The organism is Cupriavidus sp. GW822-FHT02D05, assembly GCF_058802485.1.
Genome location: NZ_JBXAOE010000005.1, coordinates 207,146 through 221,805 on the forward strand (window position 1 = coordinate 207,146; position 14,660 = coordinate 221,805).

The following is a 14,660-nucleotide window of genomic DNA, read 5'->3' on the forward strand; positions in this document are numbered from 1 at the left end:
CATGCCTCAAGCGGGCGCCCTGCCCTGCGCCAATCGCTTCACAGCCGCGGCGCACGGCAAGCCGCGCCGTCCGCATTGGCCGTCTCCGCCAGCCCGAACACTGCCTTGGCGCCGCATTGCGAGCCAAGCATCCGGTGCTGGTTGTGCCCGACGCCTACCACCTCGAACGCCTGGTGGCGCACCGGCGGGCGCTGGCTGCCCATCGGCGCGGCAAGGTACTGCGCGTAGCGCAGGTAGCCGCGCGCGCGCTCCAGCCGGGTCGGGCCTTCGGCCTCGGCGCCGCAGGCCTTGTCGAGCACGCGGTGGTTGGGGTCGTTATCTTCCGAGCCCACAAGGTAGGTCACCTGGCGCTGGAGATAGCGGCGGAACAGCGCATCGCCGGTCGCACCGCGCGCATAGGGCACCATGTCGCGCATGCCGTAGCGGTATTTGTCGTAGTCCGCGCAAATGGCCGTGTCATAGGGCGCAAAGCCCTTGCCGCGTGGGCGCTCCGGCGTGAAATACAGATACGACGAAGGATTCGCCACTACGTAGCGCAGATCGATGCCGCCCGCGCGGATACGCTCGTCGACATTGTTCAGCACCGCATAGCGATGCACCAGTTGCGCGCCACCGGAGTGGCCGGCCACCGTCACGCGGGTCACCGCCGGAAAACGGGCCTTGTTGGTCACCATGCCGACGAGATCGTCCAGCACCTGCAGCGAGCTGACCGAGAACGGCGGGTTGACCGCATCCTCCCCGCTCATCCAGCCCTGCACGCTCCATATCGGCATGCCGTCGAAATGCTTGCCCTTGGCCGCATCCGGCGTGCCGGGAAAGTTCGGCGCGATGAGCAGCACCTCGTCGGGATTGCGCCCGGTTTGCTTGAGCAGCGCCGCGCCGGCCGCGAAGTAGTCGTCGCCGTTACGCTGCAGCCCGTGCTGGACGAAGATCACCTCGCGGATACCGCGCAGGTCCGCGTCCAGCGGATGGTTGGCGTAGACCGGAAAATCGTAGGCGCCAGCGCCCGCGCCGAGCCTGACCCGCTGCCATTGGGGCGCGGCAGCTTGCGCCGCCGTGCCGGGCGCCGGTGCGGCCTGCTTCGCGCTCGCGGCACTGTCCACGCCCGGGGCGGCGCAGCCAAACTGGGCCGCCGCGGCTAGCGCAATCAGTGCAATCGATGCGCAATGCGCAAGGCGAAGTGTTTTCATGTCCTGTCTCCCGGTGCTCGATGCGGCGCGCCGCCTGGCGCGCGCCCGTGTTTTCGTTCGTAAAGCCGTGTCATCCTAGGCTCCCGCGACCTGGATGTAAAATATATGCCACAGTGGAAATACATATCGAAAAGATATGCCTTCTACAGCGCCCGGCCCGCAAAGACACCATGGAACTGAGACACCTTCGCTACTTTCTCGCGGTAGCCGAAACAGGCCACATCACGCGCGCCGCCGAGCAGCTCGGCATCCAGCAACCTCCGCTGTCGCAACAGTTGAAGGCGCTCGAGACGGAGCTAGGCGTGATCCTGTTCGAGCGCCAGCCGCGCGGTGTGGCGCTCACCGCCGCCGGGCACGCGCTGCGTACCGACGCGCTAGACATCTTCGCGCGCCTGGACCAGATGCGCCAGCGCATGCAACGCATGGCGCGCGGCGAGCAAGGCATGCTATCGGTCGGATTCACCAGCTCGGCAGCCGCGCATAAGCTGACGCTCGAGGTACTGCGCGCCTGCCGCCGCCGCTTTCCCGGCATCGCGCTCAAGCTCAGCGAGAACAACGCCGCCGAGGTCATCGAGCAACTCACCGCGGGCACGCTCGATGTCGCACTGCTGCGCGCGCCGGTGGGACGCCCCGAAGGCCTGCGTTTCGAGTTGCTGCTGGAAGAGGAAATGGTGATCGCGCTGCCGCTGGACCATCCGCTGCTGCGCAAGCGCGGCGCGCCGGCCCACGCAGCGGCCCAGGAAGCCATCTCGCTGCGCGCGCTGGCAGACGATGCGTTCATCCTGGTGCGGCGCCCGGGCGCGCCGGGCATGTATGGCGATCTGCTGAAGGTGTGCGAGCGGCTGGGCTTCACGCCGCGCGTGGGCGCTGAAGTCGAGCGCATGCTGAGCAACCTGAACCTGGTAGCCGCCGGCGCCGGCGTGACCGTGGTACCGGCCTCGATGGCCGGGCTCAACCCGCACGGCGTGGCTTACCGCCGCATGGAAGAAGCCGACCAGTTGCGCGCGCCGCTGACGCTGGCTTACCGGGAGCGAGACGACAATCCTGCCTGCGCGGCACTGGTCGCCCTGACCCACCGCATCGCGGCACGCCATCGCCGCCAGGGCAATCGCTGATCAGTCGTCGCGGGTCAGTCGTCGCCAGTCAGTCATCGCTATTCGGAGGCAGGTCGGGGAACAGCACATCGGTAAATCCGAAGCGCGTGAAGTCCGTCACCCGCATGGGATAGAGGATGCCCTGCAGGTGGTCGCATTCATGCTGCACCACGCGCGCGTGGAAATCCTCGGCCACGCGCTCGATGCGCCCGCCCATCAAGTCAAAGCCGGTGTACTTCAGGCGCGTGAAACGCGGCACCACCCCGCGCAGCCCCGGCACCGACAGGCAGCCTTCCCAGGCTTCATCCTGCTCCTCGCCAAGCGGCGTCAGCTCGGGATTGATCAGTACGGTCTTGGGCACGGTGGGGGCGTCGGGATAGCGCGGATTGCGGTCGAAGCCGAAGATCACCACCTGCAGGTCCACGCCGATCTGCGGCGCGGCCAGGCCAGCACCATTGGCGTGATCCATGGTGTCGAACATATCGTCGATCAGGATGCGCAACTCGGGCGTGTTGAAGCGCGTGACAGGGCGCGCTACCTGCAGCAGGCGCGGGTCGCCCATCTTGAGAATGTCACGGATCATGCTTGATCTCCGGTATTAAGCTCGGCCAGCAAAGCCAGCAAGGCGGCCTCGTCCAGCACGGGCACGCCGAGCGCCTCGGCCTTTTCCAGTTTGCTGCCGGCTTCCGCGCCAGCCACCACATAGTCGGTCTTCTTCGACACCGAGCCGGCCACCTTGGCGCCGGCCGCTTCCAGCTTTTCCTTGGCGTCTTCGCGCGACAGCGTGGGCAGCGTGCCAGTCAGCACGAACGTCTTGCCGGCCAGCGGCGCGGGCGCGGCGCGCTCCGCCGGCTCGCTTTCCGGCCAGTGCACGCCGGCTGCACGCAGTTGCTCGATGACTTCCACATTGTGCGGCTCGGCCAGGAAGTTGGCGATGGACTGCGCCACCACCGGCCCCACGTCGTTGACCTCCAGCAAGGCGGCCTCGTCGGCTGCCAGCAGCCCATCGAGCTTGCCGAAATGCTTGGCCAGGTCCTTGGCCGTCGCTTCGCCCACATGGCGGATGCCAAGCGAGAAGATAAAGCGGTTGAACGTGGTCTCGCGCGACGCCTCGATGGCTGCCACCAGGTTGGTGGCCGACTTGTCGGCCATCCGGTCCAGCGCGGCCAGCTTGGCGACGCCGAGCTTGTAGAGATCGGCCGGCGTGTGCACGATAGCCATGTCGACCAGTTGCTCGACCACCTTGTCGCCCAGGCCTTCGATATCCATGGCGCGGCGCTGCGCGAAATGCAGCAGCGCCTGCTTGCGCTGAGCCGCGCAGATCAGCCCACCAGTGCAGCGCGCGATCACCTCGCCTTCCAGCTTCTCGATGTGCGATCCGCACACCGGGCATGCGGTGGGCATGACGAAGGCGCGTGCGTCGGCGGGCCGGCGCTCCGGCACCACCGCCACCACTTCGGGAATCACGTCGCCCGCGCGCCGCACAATCACGGTATCGCCGATATGCACGTCCTTGCGGCGGATTTCGTCCTCGTTGTGCAACGTGGCATTGGTCACCGTCACGCCGCCCACGAACACCGGCGCCAACCGCGCTACCGGCGTGATGGCGCCGGTGCGGCCAACCTGCACCTCGATGTCTTCAACCACCGTGGTCATTTCCTGGGCCGGGAACTTGTGCGCCAGCGCGAAGCGCGGCGCGCGCGACACGAAGCCAAGGCGCTCCTGCTCGGCCAGCGCATTGACCTTGTACACCACGCCGTCGATGTCGTAGGGCAACGCCGCGCGCCGCTCGCCCACGCCGCGATAAAAGCTCAGCAAGCCGTCCGCGCCCCGCACGACTTCGCGCTCCGTGCAGACCGGCATGCCAAACCCGGCGAACCAGTCGAGCATGGCGCTGTGCGTCTCGGGACGCGGCGCGCCTTGCAGCTCGCCCAGCCCGTAGGCAAAGAACGACAACGGACGCTTGGCGGTGATGCGTGGATCCAGCTGGCGCAGGCTGCCGGCGGCGGCATTGCGCGGATTGACGAAGGTCTTTTCCCCGGCCTCGGCCTGCCGCGCATTGAGCTTGTCGAATTCGCGGCGATACATGAAGACTTCCCCGCGCACTTCCAGCACCGCCGGCAAGGCCTCAGCTTCCCCGCGCAAGCGCAGCGGAATCGCCTTGATGGTGCGCACGTTGACGGTCACGTCCTCGCCGGTTTCGCCGTCGCCGCGGGTGGCGGCCTGCACCAGCCGGCCGGCCTCGTAGCGCAAGGACATGGCCAGGCCATCGAACTTCAGCTCGCAGGCATACTCCACCGCCTCGGCGGCGCTGAACAGGTCAGCCGCGCCCTCGGCTGGGGCGGCACGCCCCAGCCCCTGCGCGCAACGACGGTCGAAGGCCAGCACATCCTCATCCTCGAAGCCGTTGTTGAGCGACAGCATCGGGATGGCGTGGCGCACCGTATCGAAGGCCGACAGCGGCTGGCCGCCCACGCGCTGCGTGGGCGACTCAGGTGTCAGCAATTCGGGATGCCTGGCCTCGATATCCTGCAATTCGCGGAACAGCGCGTCGTACTCGGCATCGGGCACCGACGGCGCATCGAGGACGTAGTACTGGTAATTGTGGCGCTCCAGCTCGGCGCGCAGCCAGTCGGCGCGCGCGGCGGGAGAATCGCTGACAGGCGCGGGGGCTTGCGCCGCCGCACCTTCTGGTTTGGTGCTCATGCTGAAGGGCTGAATCCGTTGTCGTCGTTATCGTCGATGCCGAACTGGCGTATCAGAGACTGAACAAACGTAGCGTCACCGGCGAGCCCGCGGGCATGCCGCGGGCTTCCAGCTTGTCGTAGAGTGTTTGAAGCTGGCCGAAGATGGCGACGAAGGACGATTCGCTCAACGGCCGCATATTGTCGTCGACCAGTTGCGCGCCCATGCGCTGCGCCAGGCTGTAGCCGTACTCGCACACGGTCTTGAACGGCTTGGTCGCCTGCGCCGCGGACGGCACATCGAGCAGCAGCGTGATCTGGCGGCCGGCCTTGGCCGTGAGGTCATCGCGCAGGAAGTTGGTATCGCCGAACTGCAGCGTAAACAGCGCCCGCTGCACGCCCTCGGCGTTGGCCTGATAGCGCGTGAAGCGAGTGCCGTCGCGCGACAGGACCAGCCCGTCCTGGGTCGCCACCGTCTGCACATAAGCGGCCGACCACGGCGCGCCGTCGGAGATCACGTTGACGCCAAGCTGCACATCGCAACTGGCGGCAAACGCATCCAGCTCGCGGCCGTTGGCGACCGTCTCGGTCATGTCGGGCAGATCGGCCGAGGCGTCGAGCGCTTCTGCCAGCGCTTCCACCGCATTGATGAACTCCGAAAACTCGAGCGCATTGAGCGCGCCGCCGCGGTTGGCAAGCTGCACCGCTACCTGCAGGTCTTCGTACTGATGGCCGGCGGTGACCGGCTCCCAGGCATTGGCTTCGCTGCGTAGGCCTTCGATGTGCACCTGCTTGGTCCCCGCACGGCGCAGGCGGCCGGTGAGCGGCAGGATGCGATCGCCCGAGCTTTTGCGCTCCAGGTGCAGCGGCACGATGCAGTCGATCAGCGGATCGATGACGGCCGGTGTGGGCTGGCCATCGAGCGCAACGGGCTCCAGCTGCGCTGCCTTGGCAGGCGCGGCCTCTTGCTTGGGCTTTATCTGTTCGGTTCGTTCCGCGTGCTCCGCATGTTCTGCGTATTCTTCATGGTCTGCAACGTCATGCGATTCGGCGGGCCCGGCAGACTCTCCCGCCTCCTCGGCATGCACGGGCTTGCCGGCAGCCGCATGGGGCGCATGGACCGACGACGGCGCCGCGGCAACGGCGACTTCATCCGCCAGGGCTTCGTCGGCATCGGCTGAGCTGGCGGCCATGCCAGCCGCCACGGCGGCGGCGTCCAGCGGCGAAGCCGACAACGTGGGCTCGCGCCGCTCGACCTGATGCTCGGGCAATGGCTCGTGCAGCTTGGCGCTGACTTCCGGCTTGACCACCGGGCTTACCACCGGCTCGCGCATCGGCGGCAGGTCGTCTTCGGGCTGCAGCGCGCGCGGGCGGCGCGCCTTGCGGATCTGCCACTGGTTGTAGGCGACTACCAGCAGCAGCAGGACAATGCCTGCAACGATCAGGGCGGTCTGGAGCGTCATGCTGCCTCCGCCATCGAGAGCGCTGCGTCCATATCCACGGCGACGATACGCGATACACCTTGCTCTTGCATCGTCACGCCAATCAACTGGTGTGCCATTTCCATTGCGATTTTATTGTGGGAAATGAAGACGAACTGGGTCTTGTCCGACATGCGCGCCACCATATTGGCGTAGCGCTCCGTATTGGCATCGTCCAGCGGCGCGTCCACCTCGTCGAGCAGGCAGAACGGCGCCGGGTTGAGCTGGAACATGGCGAACACCAGCGCGATGGCCGTCAGGGCCTTCTCACCGCCCGACAGCAGGTGGATGGTCGAGTTCTTCTTGCCTGGCGGCTGCGCCATCACCTGCACGCCGGCGTCGAGGATTTCGTCGCCGGTCATGATCAGCTTGGCTTGCCCGCCACCGAAGAGCGACGGGAACAGCTCGCCGAAGTGATGGTTGACCTGGTCGAAGGTCCCTTGCAGCATCGCGCGGGTTTCCTGGTCGATCTTGTGGATCGCGTCTTCCAGCGTGGTGATGGCGTCGATCAGGTCGGCCGACTGCGCATCGAGGAAAGTCTTGCGCTCGCGCGCCGCCGCCAGTTCGTCCAGCGCGGCCATGTTCACCGGCCCGAGCGCGTTGATGGCGTTGTTCAGGCGCGTGACCTCACCCTGCAGGTAGGAGGGCTTGAGATCGGGCGTGAGCTTCTCGGCCAGCACTGCCTCGTCCACCTCGGCGGTCGTCAGTTGCTCGCTGAACTGCTCCTGGTTCAGGCGCGCGGCCTGTTCCTTCAACTGGTACTCGGTGATGCGGTCGCGCAGCGGCTGCAGGCTACGCTCGGCGGCCAGGCGCTGGTCGTCGTACTGGCGCAACTGCGCCGACAGCGCATCGAGCTCGGTGCGGGCGAGCTGGAGTTTTTCTTCCTTCTCGGCACGGCGCTCCAGCGCATCCTGCAGGCCGGTGTGGGCGGTCTGCTCATTGATGGTTTCCAGCTCGACGCGGGCATCTTCCAGCGACTGGGCAAGACGCTCCGACTGGTCGCCCGCGGTCTGGATATTGCGGCGCAGCTCGTCGATGCGGTTAGCCAGGTTGCGCTCGGCGAACAGCGCTTCCTGCGCCGCGCGCTCGAAGTCGCGCAGCTGGTGCCGCGCCGATGACAGCTTGCTGTCCAGCGCCTCGAAGGCCATCTGGTGGTCTTCGTGCGTGGACTGCATCTCCGCCAGCGCGGCGTCGTGCTGCTCGAAGCTGGCTTCGGACTCGGCGCGGATGGCGCGCTGCTCTTCGATCTGCGCGGCGATTTCGGCCAGTTCCTCACGGATCTGGCCGCTGCGCGCGGCGTAGCGCTCCATGGCCTGCGACAGCTTGAGCACATCCATCTGCAGCGCGTGCACGCGGCGTGTGGCCTGCTCGCTGCGTCCGCGGGCCTCGGTGAGCGCGGCGCTGGCCTGGGTGTAGGCAGCCTCGGCGCGAACCGCCTGGCTCTTGGCTTCGTCGGACAGCAGCAGCTGGGCGCGCGCCTGCTTCTGCAGGTTTTCGATTTCCTGCTCGCGGGCCAGCATGCCGGCCTGTTCGGAATCGGCCGCATAGAGGTGGACCGAGCTGCGGCCCACCAGATGGCCCTCGGCCACGACGAACGACGCGCCTTCGGGCAGCGTGGCACGCTGGGCCAGCGCCGACGCCATGTCGGTGGCGATGTAGATATCGGCCAGCCAGTCCTGCATCACGGCCCGGATGCCGGGCTCGGTGATCTGCACCAGCGCCATCAGCGGACGCATGCCGGCGGGGATTTCCTGCGGGCGCGCGGCCGGCGGCGGCGAGTAGAAGGCCAGCTTGGCGGGCGGCGCGTCGGACAGGAAGGACTTGATCCAGTCCAGGTTGGAGACTTCGAGCGCGCCGAGCTTTTCGCGCAGCACGGATTCCAGCGCGCTTTCCCAGCCCGGCTCGATATGGAGCTTCTTCCACAGGCGCGGCAGTTCGGCCAGGCCGTGCTTGGCCAGCCAGGGCTGCACCTTGCCTTCGGTCTGCACGTTTTCCTGCAACTGCTTTAGCGCGGCCAGGCGCGCTTCCAGCGATCCGATCGCGGCGGCCTCGCGCTGCACGCGTTCCTGCGCGCTGCGGCGCTCGCCGTCCAGGCGCGGCACGCTGTCGGCGGAGTCAGCCAGGATGGCCTGCGCCTCTTCCAGCACGGCTTCCTGTTCGGCCAGCTCGGCGCGTTGCTCTTCCAGGCGGGTTTCATCGGGGCGGTCCAGCCCCTTTTCTTCCCCGGACAAGCGCTCGCGGCGTTGCTCCAGCTGCTGCAGCATCTGGTCGGCGCTGCGCTGCTGCGCGGCCTCCAGCTTGAGCGCCTGCTCAGCCTGCATGATGCTGGCGCGCTGCTCGTTGGACAGCACCTGGGCATCGCGCCACTGGGCTTCCAGCGTGGGCAGCTCATCGGTCTTGTGCGCCACGGCCTCCTGGGCTTCGATGGTGCGGCCTTCGGCCACCGCCAGCTCTTCCTCGGCCTGCGCCAGGGCATCGGTAGCCTGCTCGGCCTTGCCTTGCCACTGCTCGCGCTGCGCCGTCAGTGCGGCGATCTGCGCCTGCACGCGATTGCGCGACTCCACCACATAGCGGATCTCGGCCTCGAGCTTGCTGACCTCGGCATTGGCCTCGTACAAGCCGCCCTGCGCGGTGTGCATATTGTCAGAGGCGGCGTAATGCGCTGCGCGCATGGTCTCGAGCTCGGCCTCGACGTGACGCAGTTGCGCGGTTTGCGCTTCCAGGTCGATCTGTGCCTGCTCGATGGCACGCGTGTGCCGCTCCTGCTCGGCCTGGGCCTCGCGCTTGCGCAGCAGCCACAGCAGGTGCTGCTTTTCCTCGCCGTCGGACTGCAAGGTCTTGAAGCGCTGGGCCACTTCGGCCTGCCCTTCGAGCTTGTCCAGGTTGGTGCCGAGCTCGCGCAGGATGTCTTCCACGCGGGTCAGGTTCTCGCGCGTGTCGGACAGGCGGTTTTCGGTTTCGCGGCGGCGTTCCTTGTACTTGGACACTCCTGCGGCTTCTTCCAGGAAGATCCGCATGTCATCGGGCTTGGCCTCGATGATGCGCGAGATCATGCCCTGCCCGATGATGGCGTAGGCGCGCGGCCCCAGGCCGGTGCCCAGGAAGATGTCCTGGATATCGCGGCGGCGCACGGCCTGGTTATTGATGTAGTAGGAGGACGTGCCGTCGCGGGTCAGCACCCGCTTGACGGCGATTTCGGCGTATTGGCTCCATTGCCCGCCGGCGCGCCCCTCAGGGTTGTCGAACACCAGTTCGACGCTGGCGCGGCCAGCCTGTTTGCGCGCGGTGGAGCCATTGAAGATCACGTCCTGCATGGACTCGCCGCGCAGCTCGGAGGCGCGCGACTCGCCCAGCACCCAGCGCACCGCATCGATGATGTTCGATTTGCCGCAGCCGTTGGGACCGACGATGCCGACCAGTTGGCCGGGCACTTGAAAATTGGTGGGATCGACGAAGGACTTGAAGCCCGCCAGCTTGATCGAGGACAGTCGCACGGTTGGTCGTGGGGTATCTAGCGTAATGCAGCGTTCAGGAGAGCCGGGCCCCAACGAGAAGCGGGGCCGACGCGTGCCGGTTGCGCCCCATGCCTTCTCTCTTGTGCCCGATAGATGGCGCTAATCATACCATCGCGCCTTCGGCGTCCGGGCGCTTTCCGGGCTAAGCGCAAGCCATTTCCCCAAGGGAGTTTGGGCCGCTTCCGATACACCCCGTGCGGTTCACGCCCCACACTTGCGGCGATGCTGCCATGCGGCTAAAGGCCACCACCCTGCGCTTAACGTCGTCGCACTTCTTGGCACCGGCGGGAAACTTCCAAGGGTTAGTGCTAGTCTCTTATTGTCAGCGTGATCCTTGAGGCCCATTGCACCTGCCGCCCCGTTCCCGGCGCAATGGCTGCCTCCGGCCAACACGGAACCCGGCTTCGCGACCCTTCTGGGAGTGTCCAGCATGACCGCCTTCTTACCGGCGATATCCGACAGCAGCTTGCCCGGCCAAGATGCCGTGAATGTGCCCAAAACGCCACAATGGTCCTTGGGCGACATCGATTTCCAGGCCATCGACACCGCCCTTGTCCGGCCCGATCGGGAGTTGTTCTACCTGCTGGTGTCGGCGTCCTTTGTCGAAAGCGGCTCGGACACGTACGCCGGCAACCTGGCCAACTACTACGCCGCCAATCCCGAGGCCTCCGGCTGGCTGTCCGAACACTGGGAGGCGGAGGAGCTGCAGCACGGCCTGGCCCTGCGGCGCTACGTGGAACATGTCTGGCCCGAGTTCGACTGGGAGCGCGGCTATGCGCGGTTCTTCGACGAATACCGCCATACCTGCTCGATCGACAATTTCGAACCCACGAAAGCCCTTGAGATGGCAGCGCGCTGCGTGGTCGAGACGGGCACCGCAGCCCTCTACCGCTCTCTGGAGCAAGCCAGCGACGAGCCGGTGCTGCGCAACCTGACGCGGCGCATCGCTGACGACGAGGTGCGCCACTACAAGCACTTCTACCGCTACTTCAACACCTTCAACGGCGTGGAACGGCTCGGCCGCCTGCGCGTACTGGGCGCCTTGGTGCGCCGCTTGCTGGAAATCAAGAACGAAGACGCGGAGATCGCGCTGCGCAATGTGCTGCGCATCGAGCGCGGCACCGAGGATATCCCGCAACGGGACGTGCGCAAGCTCAACTCCCGGGTGAGCGCCGTGATCCGGCGCAACCTGCCGATCGAGATGACGGTCAAGATGCTGCTCCGCCCGCTGCACCTGCATGCCGGCGTGGAACGCGCCATCCGCAAGCCGCTGGTGGCGGTGGTGTCGCGGGCGATGCTTTATTGAGGCGCGGCGCCAGCTATTGCGGCTGTAGCGCCTGGTCCGCCGCACCGGCGGCATCGTTGCCGCGACGCGCCTTGGTGCGGTGCACCAGCCCCGACAAGGCGCCAGCCGCCACGATGCACAGGCCGCCGGCGGCCTCCTTCCAGCTCAGCGTCTCGGTCGCCAGCCACCACGACGACACCGCCGCGATCACGATCTCGAACAGCATCAGCAGCGATACCCGGTTGGCCGGCAGGCGCTGCAGTCCGTACTGGACCACCGAATTGCTCAGCACCAGCGTGGCGGCGAGGCCCAGCATCAGCGCCACGCCGCCCCAGCCGATCACCGGCGCCAGCGCCACACCGCCCGGCTCCAGCAACAGCGCGCACGGCAGGCCGACCGCGGTGCAGCCCACGTAGACCATCACGGTGCGCAGGCGCGCATCCATCTCCGGGTAAAGCTGCCCGGCCCGGCGCGACAGCACATTGTTGACGGCAAAACCCATGCCGCCGATCAGGCCGGACCATTCCGCCGCGTGCGTTGGCAGCGGCAGGCCCACTTCCGGCGTCCACAGCATCAGCCCCGCGCCAAACAGCGCCAGCACCACCAGCAGCAAGCCGGATGCCGACAGTTTCTCGCCCAGGAAGACGCGGGCAAACAAGGCCGTCCATACCGGCGTCAGGTAGAACAGCAGCAACACCCGCATCACATGGCCGTTGACGCTGCCCCATACAAAGCCGGCGTTGGTCACACCCGCCGCCAGCCCGATCGCCACGAACAGCCACGACCAGCGCAGGCCGCCCAGGTGGCGGGCGAAGGCCACCAGGGCGATCAGCGCGGCCATGGCGCTCACCAGCGCGGCTGCCGTCATGCCACCCAGCCCCCAGCCGGCGAGCAGCCGGTAGGGGAACCAGGCGATGCCCCAGACCGAGGCGCCCAGCAGGATGGACAAGGTGGATTTGAAGGCATGCGGGTCGGCCGGGGCCGAAGCGGTGGAAGTGACGGGCAGATTGCTCATGGGAAAACGGTTAAGGCTGCCACTTGGGCAGCCAGTCAGCATTCGGTATCGGAAAAGCACCGCGGCGCGACCGGGGCCGGTCGCGGACGGCCGGGGATAGGCAGGGACAAGCCGGCGCGGCGTGCCGGCAAGGCCTTGCCGGCACGCGGGAATGCGCGGCAATCCTTTATAATGACCGGCTTTGAGCTTGGCCCTACCGGCCTGAACCCGATCGTGAATCCCCGCCTCGACCTGCTCCAGCCCTATCCGTTCGAGAAACTGCGCGCGCTGCTGGCTGACGTCAAGCCAAACGGCGCGCTGCCCGCGATCAGCTTCGGCATCGGCGAACCCAAGCACCCCACGCCCGAATTCATCAAGACAGCGCTGTCAAACGCGCTGCAAGGGCTGGCGAATTATCCCACAACGGCCGGATCGGATGCACTACGACAGTGCATGGCCACGTGGATCCAGCGCCGCTACAACCTGCCGGCGGTCAATGCCGCCACCCAGGTGCTGCCGGTCACCGGCTCGCGCGAGGCCTTGTTCGCCTTCGCCCAGACCGTGGTCGACGCCAGCCAGCCCGGCGCGCTGGTGCTGTGCCCCAACCCGTTCTATCAGATCTATGAAGGCGCGGCCCTGCTGGCCGGTGCCACGCCGGTATTTGCAAACAGCGATCCGGCGCGCAACTTCGCGCCCGCTTTCGACCGCATTAGCGCCGAGACCTGGGCCAAGGTGCAGCTGGTCTTTGTGTGCTCTCCGGGCAACCCGACCGGTGCCGTGCTGTCGCTGGAAGACTGGCGCGAGCTGTTCGCGCTGTCCGACCGCCATGGCTTCGTGATCGCCTCGGACGAGTGCTACTCCGAGATCTACTTCAAGGAAGGCGAGCCGCCGCTGGGCGCGCTGGAAGCCGCGCACAAGCTGGGCCGTGCCGAAGGCGCCCATCCCTTCGAGCGCCTGGTGATGTTCTCCAGCCTGTCCAAGCGCTCCAACGTACCGGGCCTGCGCTCGGGCTTCGTGGCCGGCGATGCCGCCCTGCTGAAGAAATTCCTGCTATACCGTACCTATCACGGCGGCGCCATGAACCCGGCGGTGCAGACCGCCAGCGTGGCGGCCTGGAACGACGAGGCCCATGTGCGCGACAATCGCGCCGCCTACGTACGCAAGTTTGCCGAGGTCACGCCGATGCTGGCCGAGGTGCTGGACGTGGCCTTGCCCGATGCCGGCTTCTACCTGTGGGCGGATGTCTCGCGCACCGGCCTGTCCGACACCGAGTTTGCCGCGCGGCTGCTGGCCGAGCAGAACGTTACCGTGCTGCCGGGCAGCTACCTGGCGCGCGAGGCCGACGGCATCAACCCGGGCGCCAACCGCGTGCGCATGGCGCTGGTGGCCACGCCCGAGGAGTGCCTGGAAGGCGCGCGCCGCATCGTCGCCTTCTGCAAGTCGCTGGGCTGAAACCAGCGGATGCGGGCAAAGTGCACCGCGCCGCACACACCGTATTTTGTTGTAGACAACGATCAACCACTGAAAACACGCATATGACGCAAGCACTGCAAGCCCTGATCGACCAGGCATGGGAAGACCGCGCAAGCCTCTCGCCCAAGTCCGCCCCCAACGACATCCGCGAAGCCGTAGCCAACGTGATCGGCCAGCTCGACACCGGCGCCCTGCGCGTAGCCGAGAAGCAAGGCAAGGAATGGATCGTCAACCAGTGGATCAAGAAGGCCGTGCTGCTGTCGTTCCGCCTGGAAGACAACGCGCCGATGTCCGCTGGCGGCTTCGCCCAGTTCTACGACAAGGTCCCGACCAAGTTCGCCAACTGGACCGCTGACGACTTCGCCAAGGGCGGCTTCCGCGTGGTGCCCCCGGCGGTCGCCCGCCGTGGCTCGTTCATCGCCAAGAACGCCGTGCTGATGCCTTCGTACGTCAACATCGGCGCCTACGTCGATGAAGGCACCATGGTCGACACCTGGGCCACCGTCGGCTCGTGCGCCCAGATCGGCAAGAACGTCCACCTGTCCGGCGGCGTCGGCATCGGCGGCGTGCTCGAGCCGCTGCAGGCCAACCCGGTCATCATCGAAGACAACTGCTTCATCGGCGCGCGCTCGGAAGTGGTCGAAGGCGTGATCGTGGAAGAAAACTCGGTGATCTCGATGGGCGTGTACCTCGGCCAGTCGACCAAGATCTATGACCGCGAAACCGGCGAGATCCACTACGGCCGCGTGCCGGCTGGCTCGGTGGTGGTGGCGGGCAACCTGCCCTCCAAGGATGGCAAGTACAGCCTGTACTGCGCCGTGATCGTCAAGAAGGTGGACGCGCAAACCCGCGCCAAGACCAGCCTGAACGACCTGCTGCGCGGCGACTGATCTCGCCCGCTGCATCGAGGGGAGCGCCCCTGGCCCGCAAACGTGCGCGTGCAC

At 66.8% G+C, this 14,660-nt stretch carries 10 protein-coding genes; 4 read left to right on the top strand and 6 right to left on the bottom strand.

Translation table 11 applies throughout. The features are described from left to right. Positions 1–38 precede the first annotated feature (38 nt). The gene (locus tag AC1RQK_RS08985) at positions 39–1,190 is read right to left on the bottom strand and encodes a hypothetical protein (RefSeq protein WP_492808595.1); all 1,152 of its coding nucleotides are present in this window, start codon (positions 1,188–1,190) and stop codon (positions 39–41) included. Positions 1,191–1,360: 170 nt separating this feature from the next. Here AC1RQK_RS08985 and AC1RQK_RS08990 point away from each other — a divergent pair, with 170 nt between their 5' ends. Beyond that, positions 1,361–2,305, top strand: coding sequence for a LysR family transcriptional regulator (locus AC1RQK_RS08990; RefSeq protein ID WP_492808597.1), 945 nt, complete (start codon positions 1,361–1,363; stop codon positions 2,303–2,305). A gap of 28 nt (positions 2,306–2,333) precedes the next feature. Here AC1RQK_RS08990 and def read toward each other — a convergent pair whose 3' ends face one another. The 4 genes from def to smc are packed head-to-tail and all read right to left on the bottom strand — an operon-like array spanning position 2,334 to position 9,943. Then, entirely contained in the window at positions 2,334–2,867 is a 534-nt protein-coding gene (gene def / locus AC1RQK_RS08995) for a peptide deformylase (protein WP_492371695.1), read from the bottom strand. Beyond that, a complete protein-coding gene (gene ligA, locus AC1RQK_RS09000; protein WP_492808599.1) occupies positions 2,864–4,990 on the bottom strand; it encodes an NAD-dependent DNA ligase LigA in 2,127 nt (708 codons plus the stop codon). The genes def and ligA overlap by 4 nt, the downstream gene beginning before the upstream one ends. Before the next feature lie 52 nt (positions 4,991–5,042). Beyond that, a complete protein-coding gene (locus AC1RQK_RS09005) occupies positions 5,043–6,431 on the bottom strand; it encodes a cell division protein ZipA C-terminal FtsZ-binding domain-containing protein (protein ID WP_492808601.1) in 1,389 nt (462 codons plus the stop codon). Continuing rightward, on the bottom strand, positions 6,428–9,943 hold the full coding sequence (smc, locus tag AC1RQK_RS09010) for a chromosome segregation protein SMC (protein WP_492808602.1): 3,516 nt from the start codon (positions 9,941–9,943) through the stop codon (positions 6,428–6,430). The genes AC1RQK_RS09005 and smc overlap by 4 nt, the downstream gene beginning before the upstream one ends. 451 nt (positions 9,944–10,394) lie before the next feature. Between smc and AC1RQK_RS09015 the strand changes: the two genes are divergently transcribed. Then, positions 10,395–11,270, top strand: a complete 876-nt coding sequence (locus AC1RQK_RS09015) for a ferritin-like domain-containing protein (RefSeq protein ID WP_492808604.1) — start codon at positions 10,395–10,397, stop codon at positions 11,268–11,270. Between the two features lie 13 nt (positions 11,271–11,283). On the opposite strand, the gene AC1RQK_RS09020 is transcribed toward AC1RQK_RS09015, so the two are convergent. After that, positions 11,284–12,264, bottom strand: coding sequence for a DMT family transporter (locus AC1RQK_RS09020; RefSeq protein ID WP_492808606.1), 981 nt, complete (start codon positions 12,262–12,264; stop codon positions 11,284–11,286). Positions 12,265–12,477: 213 nt separating this feature from the next. On the opposite strand from AC1RQK_RS09020, the gene dapC reads away from it, so the two are divergent. Both dapC and dapD read left to right on the top strand, forming a co-directional pair. Further along, a complete protein-coding gene (gene dapC, locus AC1RQK_RS09025; protein ID WP_492808685.1) occupies positions 12,478–13,695 on the top strand; it encodes a succinyldiaminopimelate transaminase in 1,218 nt (405 codons plus the stop codon). Positions 13,696–13,778: 83 nt separating this feature from the next. Continuing rightward, on the top strand, positions 13,779–14,606 hold the full coding sequence (dapD, locus tag AC1RQK_RS09030; RefSeq protein WP_043346976.1) for a 2,3,4,5-tetrahydropyridine-2,6-dicarboxylate N-succinyltransferase: 828 nt from the start codon (positions 13,779–13,781) through the stop codon (positions 14,604–14,606). The last annotated feature ends 54 nt before the right edge of the window (positions 14,607–14,660 follow it).

What these genes read in the sequence shown, in the direction of transcription:
- AC1RQK_RS08990 (WP_492808597.1), top strand. Translation starts at nt 1,361, where the DNA reads ATGGAACTGAGACACCTTCGCTACTTTCTCGCGGTAGCCGAAACAGGC.
- AC1RQK_RS08985 (WP_492808595.1), bottom strand. Translation starts at nt 1,190, where the DNA reads ATGAAAACACTTCGCCTTGCGCATTGCGCATCGATTGCACTGATTGCG.
- ligA (WP_492808599.1), bottom strand. Translation starts at nt 4,990, where the DNA reads ATGAGCACCAAACCAGAAGGTGCGGCGGCGCAAGCCCCCGCGCCTGTC.
- AC1RQK_RS09020 (WP_492808606.1), bottom strand. Translation starts at nt 12,264, where the DNA reads ATGAGCAATCTGCCCGTCACTTCCACCGCTTCGGCCCCGGCCGACCCG.
- AC1RQK_RS09015 (WP_492808604.1), top strand. Translation starts at nt 10,395, where the DNA reads ATGACCGCCTTCTTACCGGCGATATCCGACAGCAGCTTGCCCGGCCAA.
- AC1RQK_RS09005 (WP_492808601.1), bottom strand. Translation starts at nt 6,431, where the DNA reads ATGACGCTCCAGACCGCCCTGATCGTTGCAGGCATTGTCCTGCTGCTG.
- def (WP_492371695.1), bottom strand. Translation starts at nt 2,867, where the DNA reads ATGATCCGTGACATTCTCAAGATGGGCGACCCGCGCCTGCTGCAGGTA.
- dapD (WP_043346976.1), top strand. Translation starts at nt 13,779, where the DNA reads ATGACGCAAGCACTGCAAGCCCTGATCGACCAGGCATGGGAAGACCGC.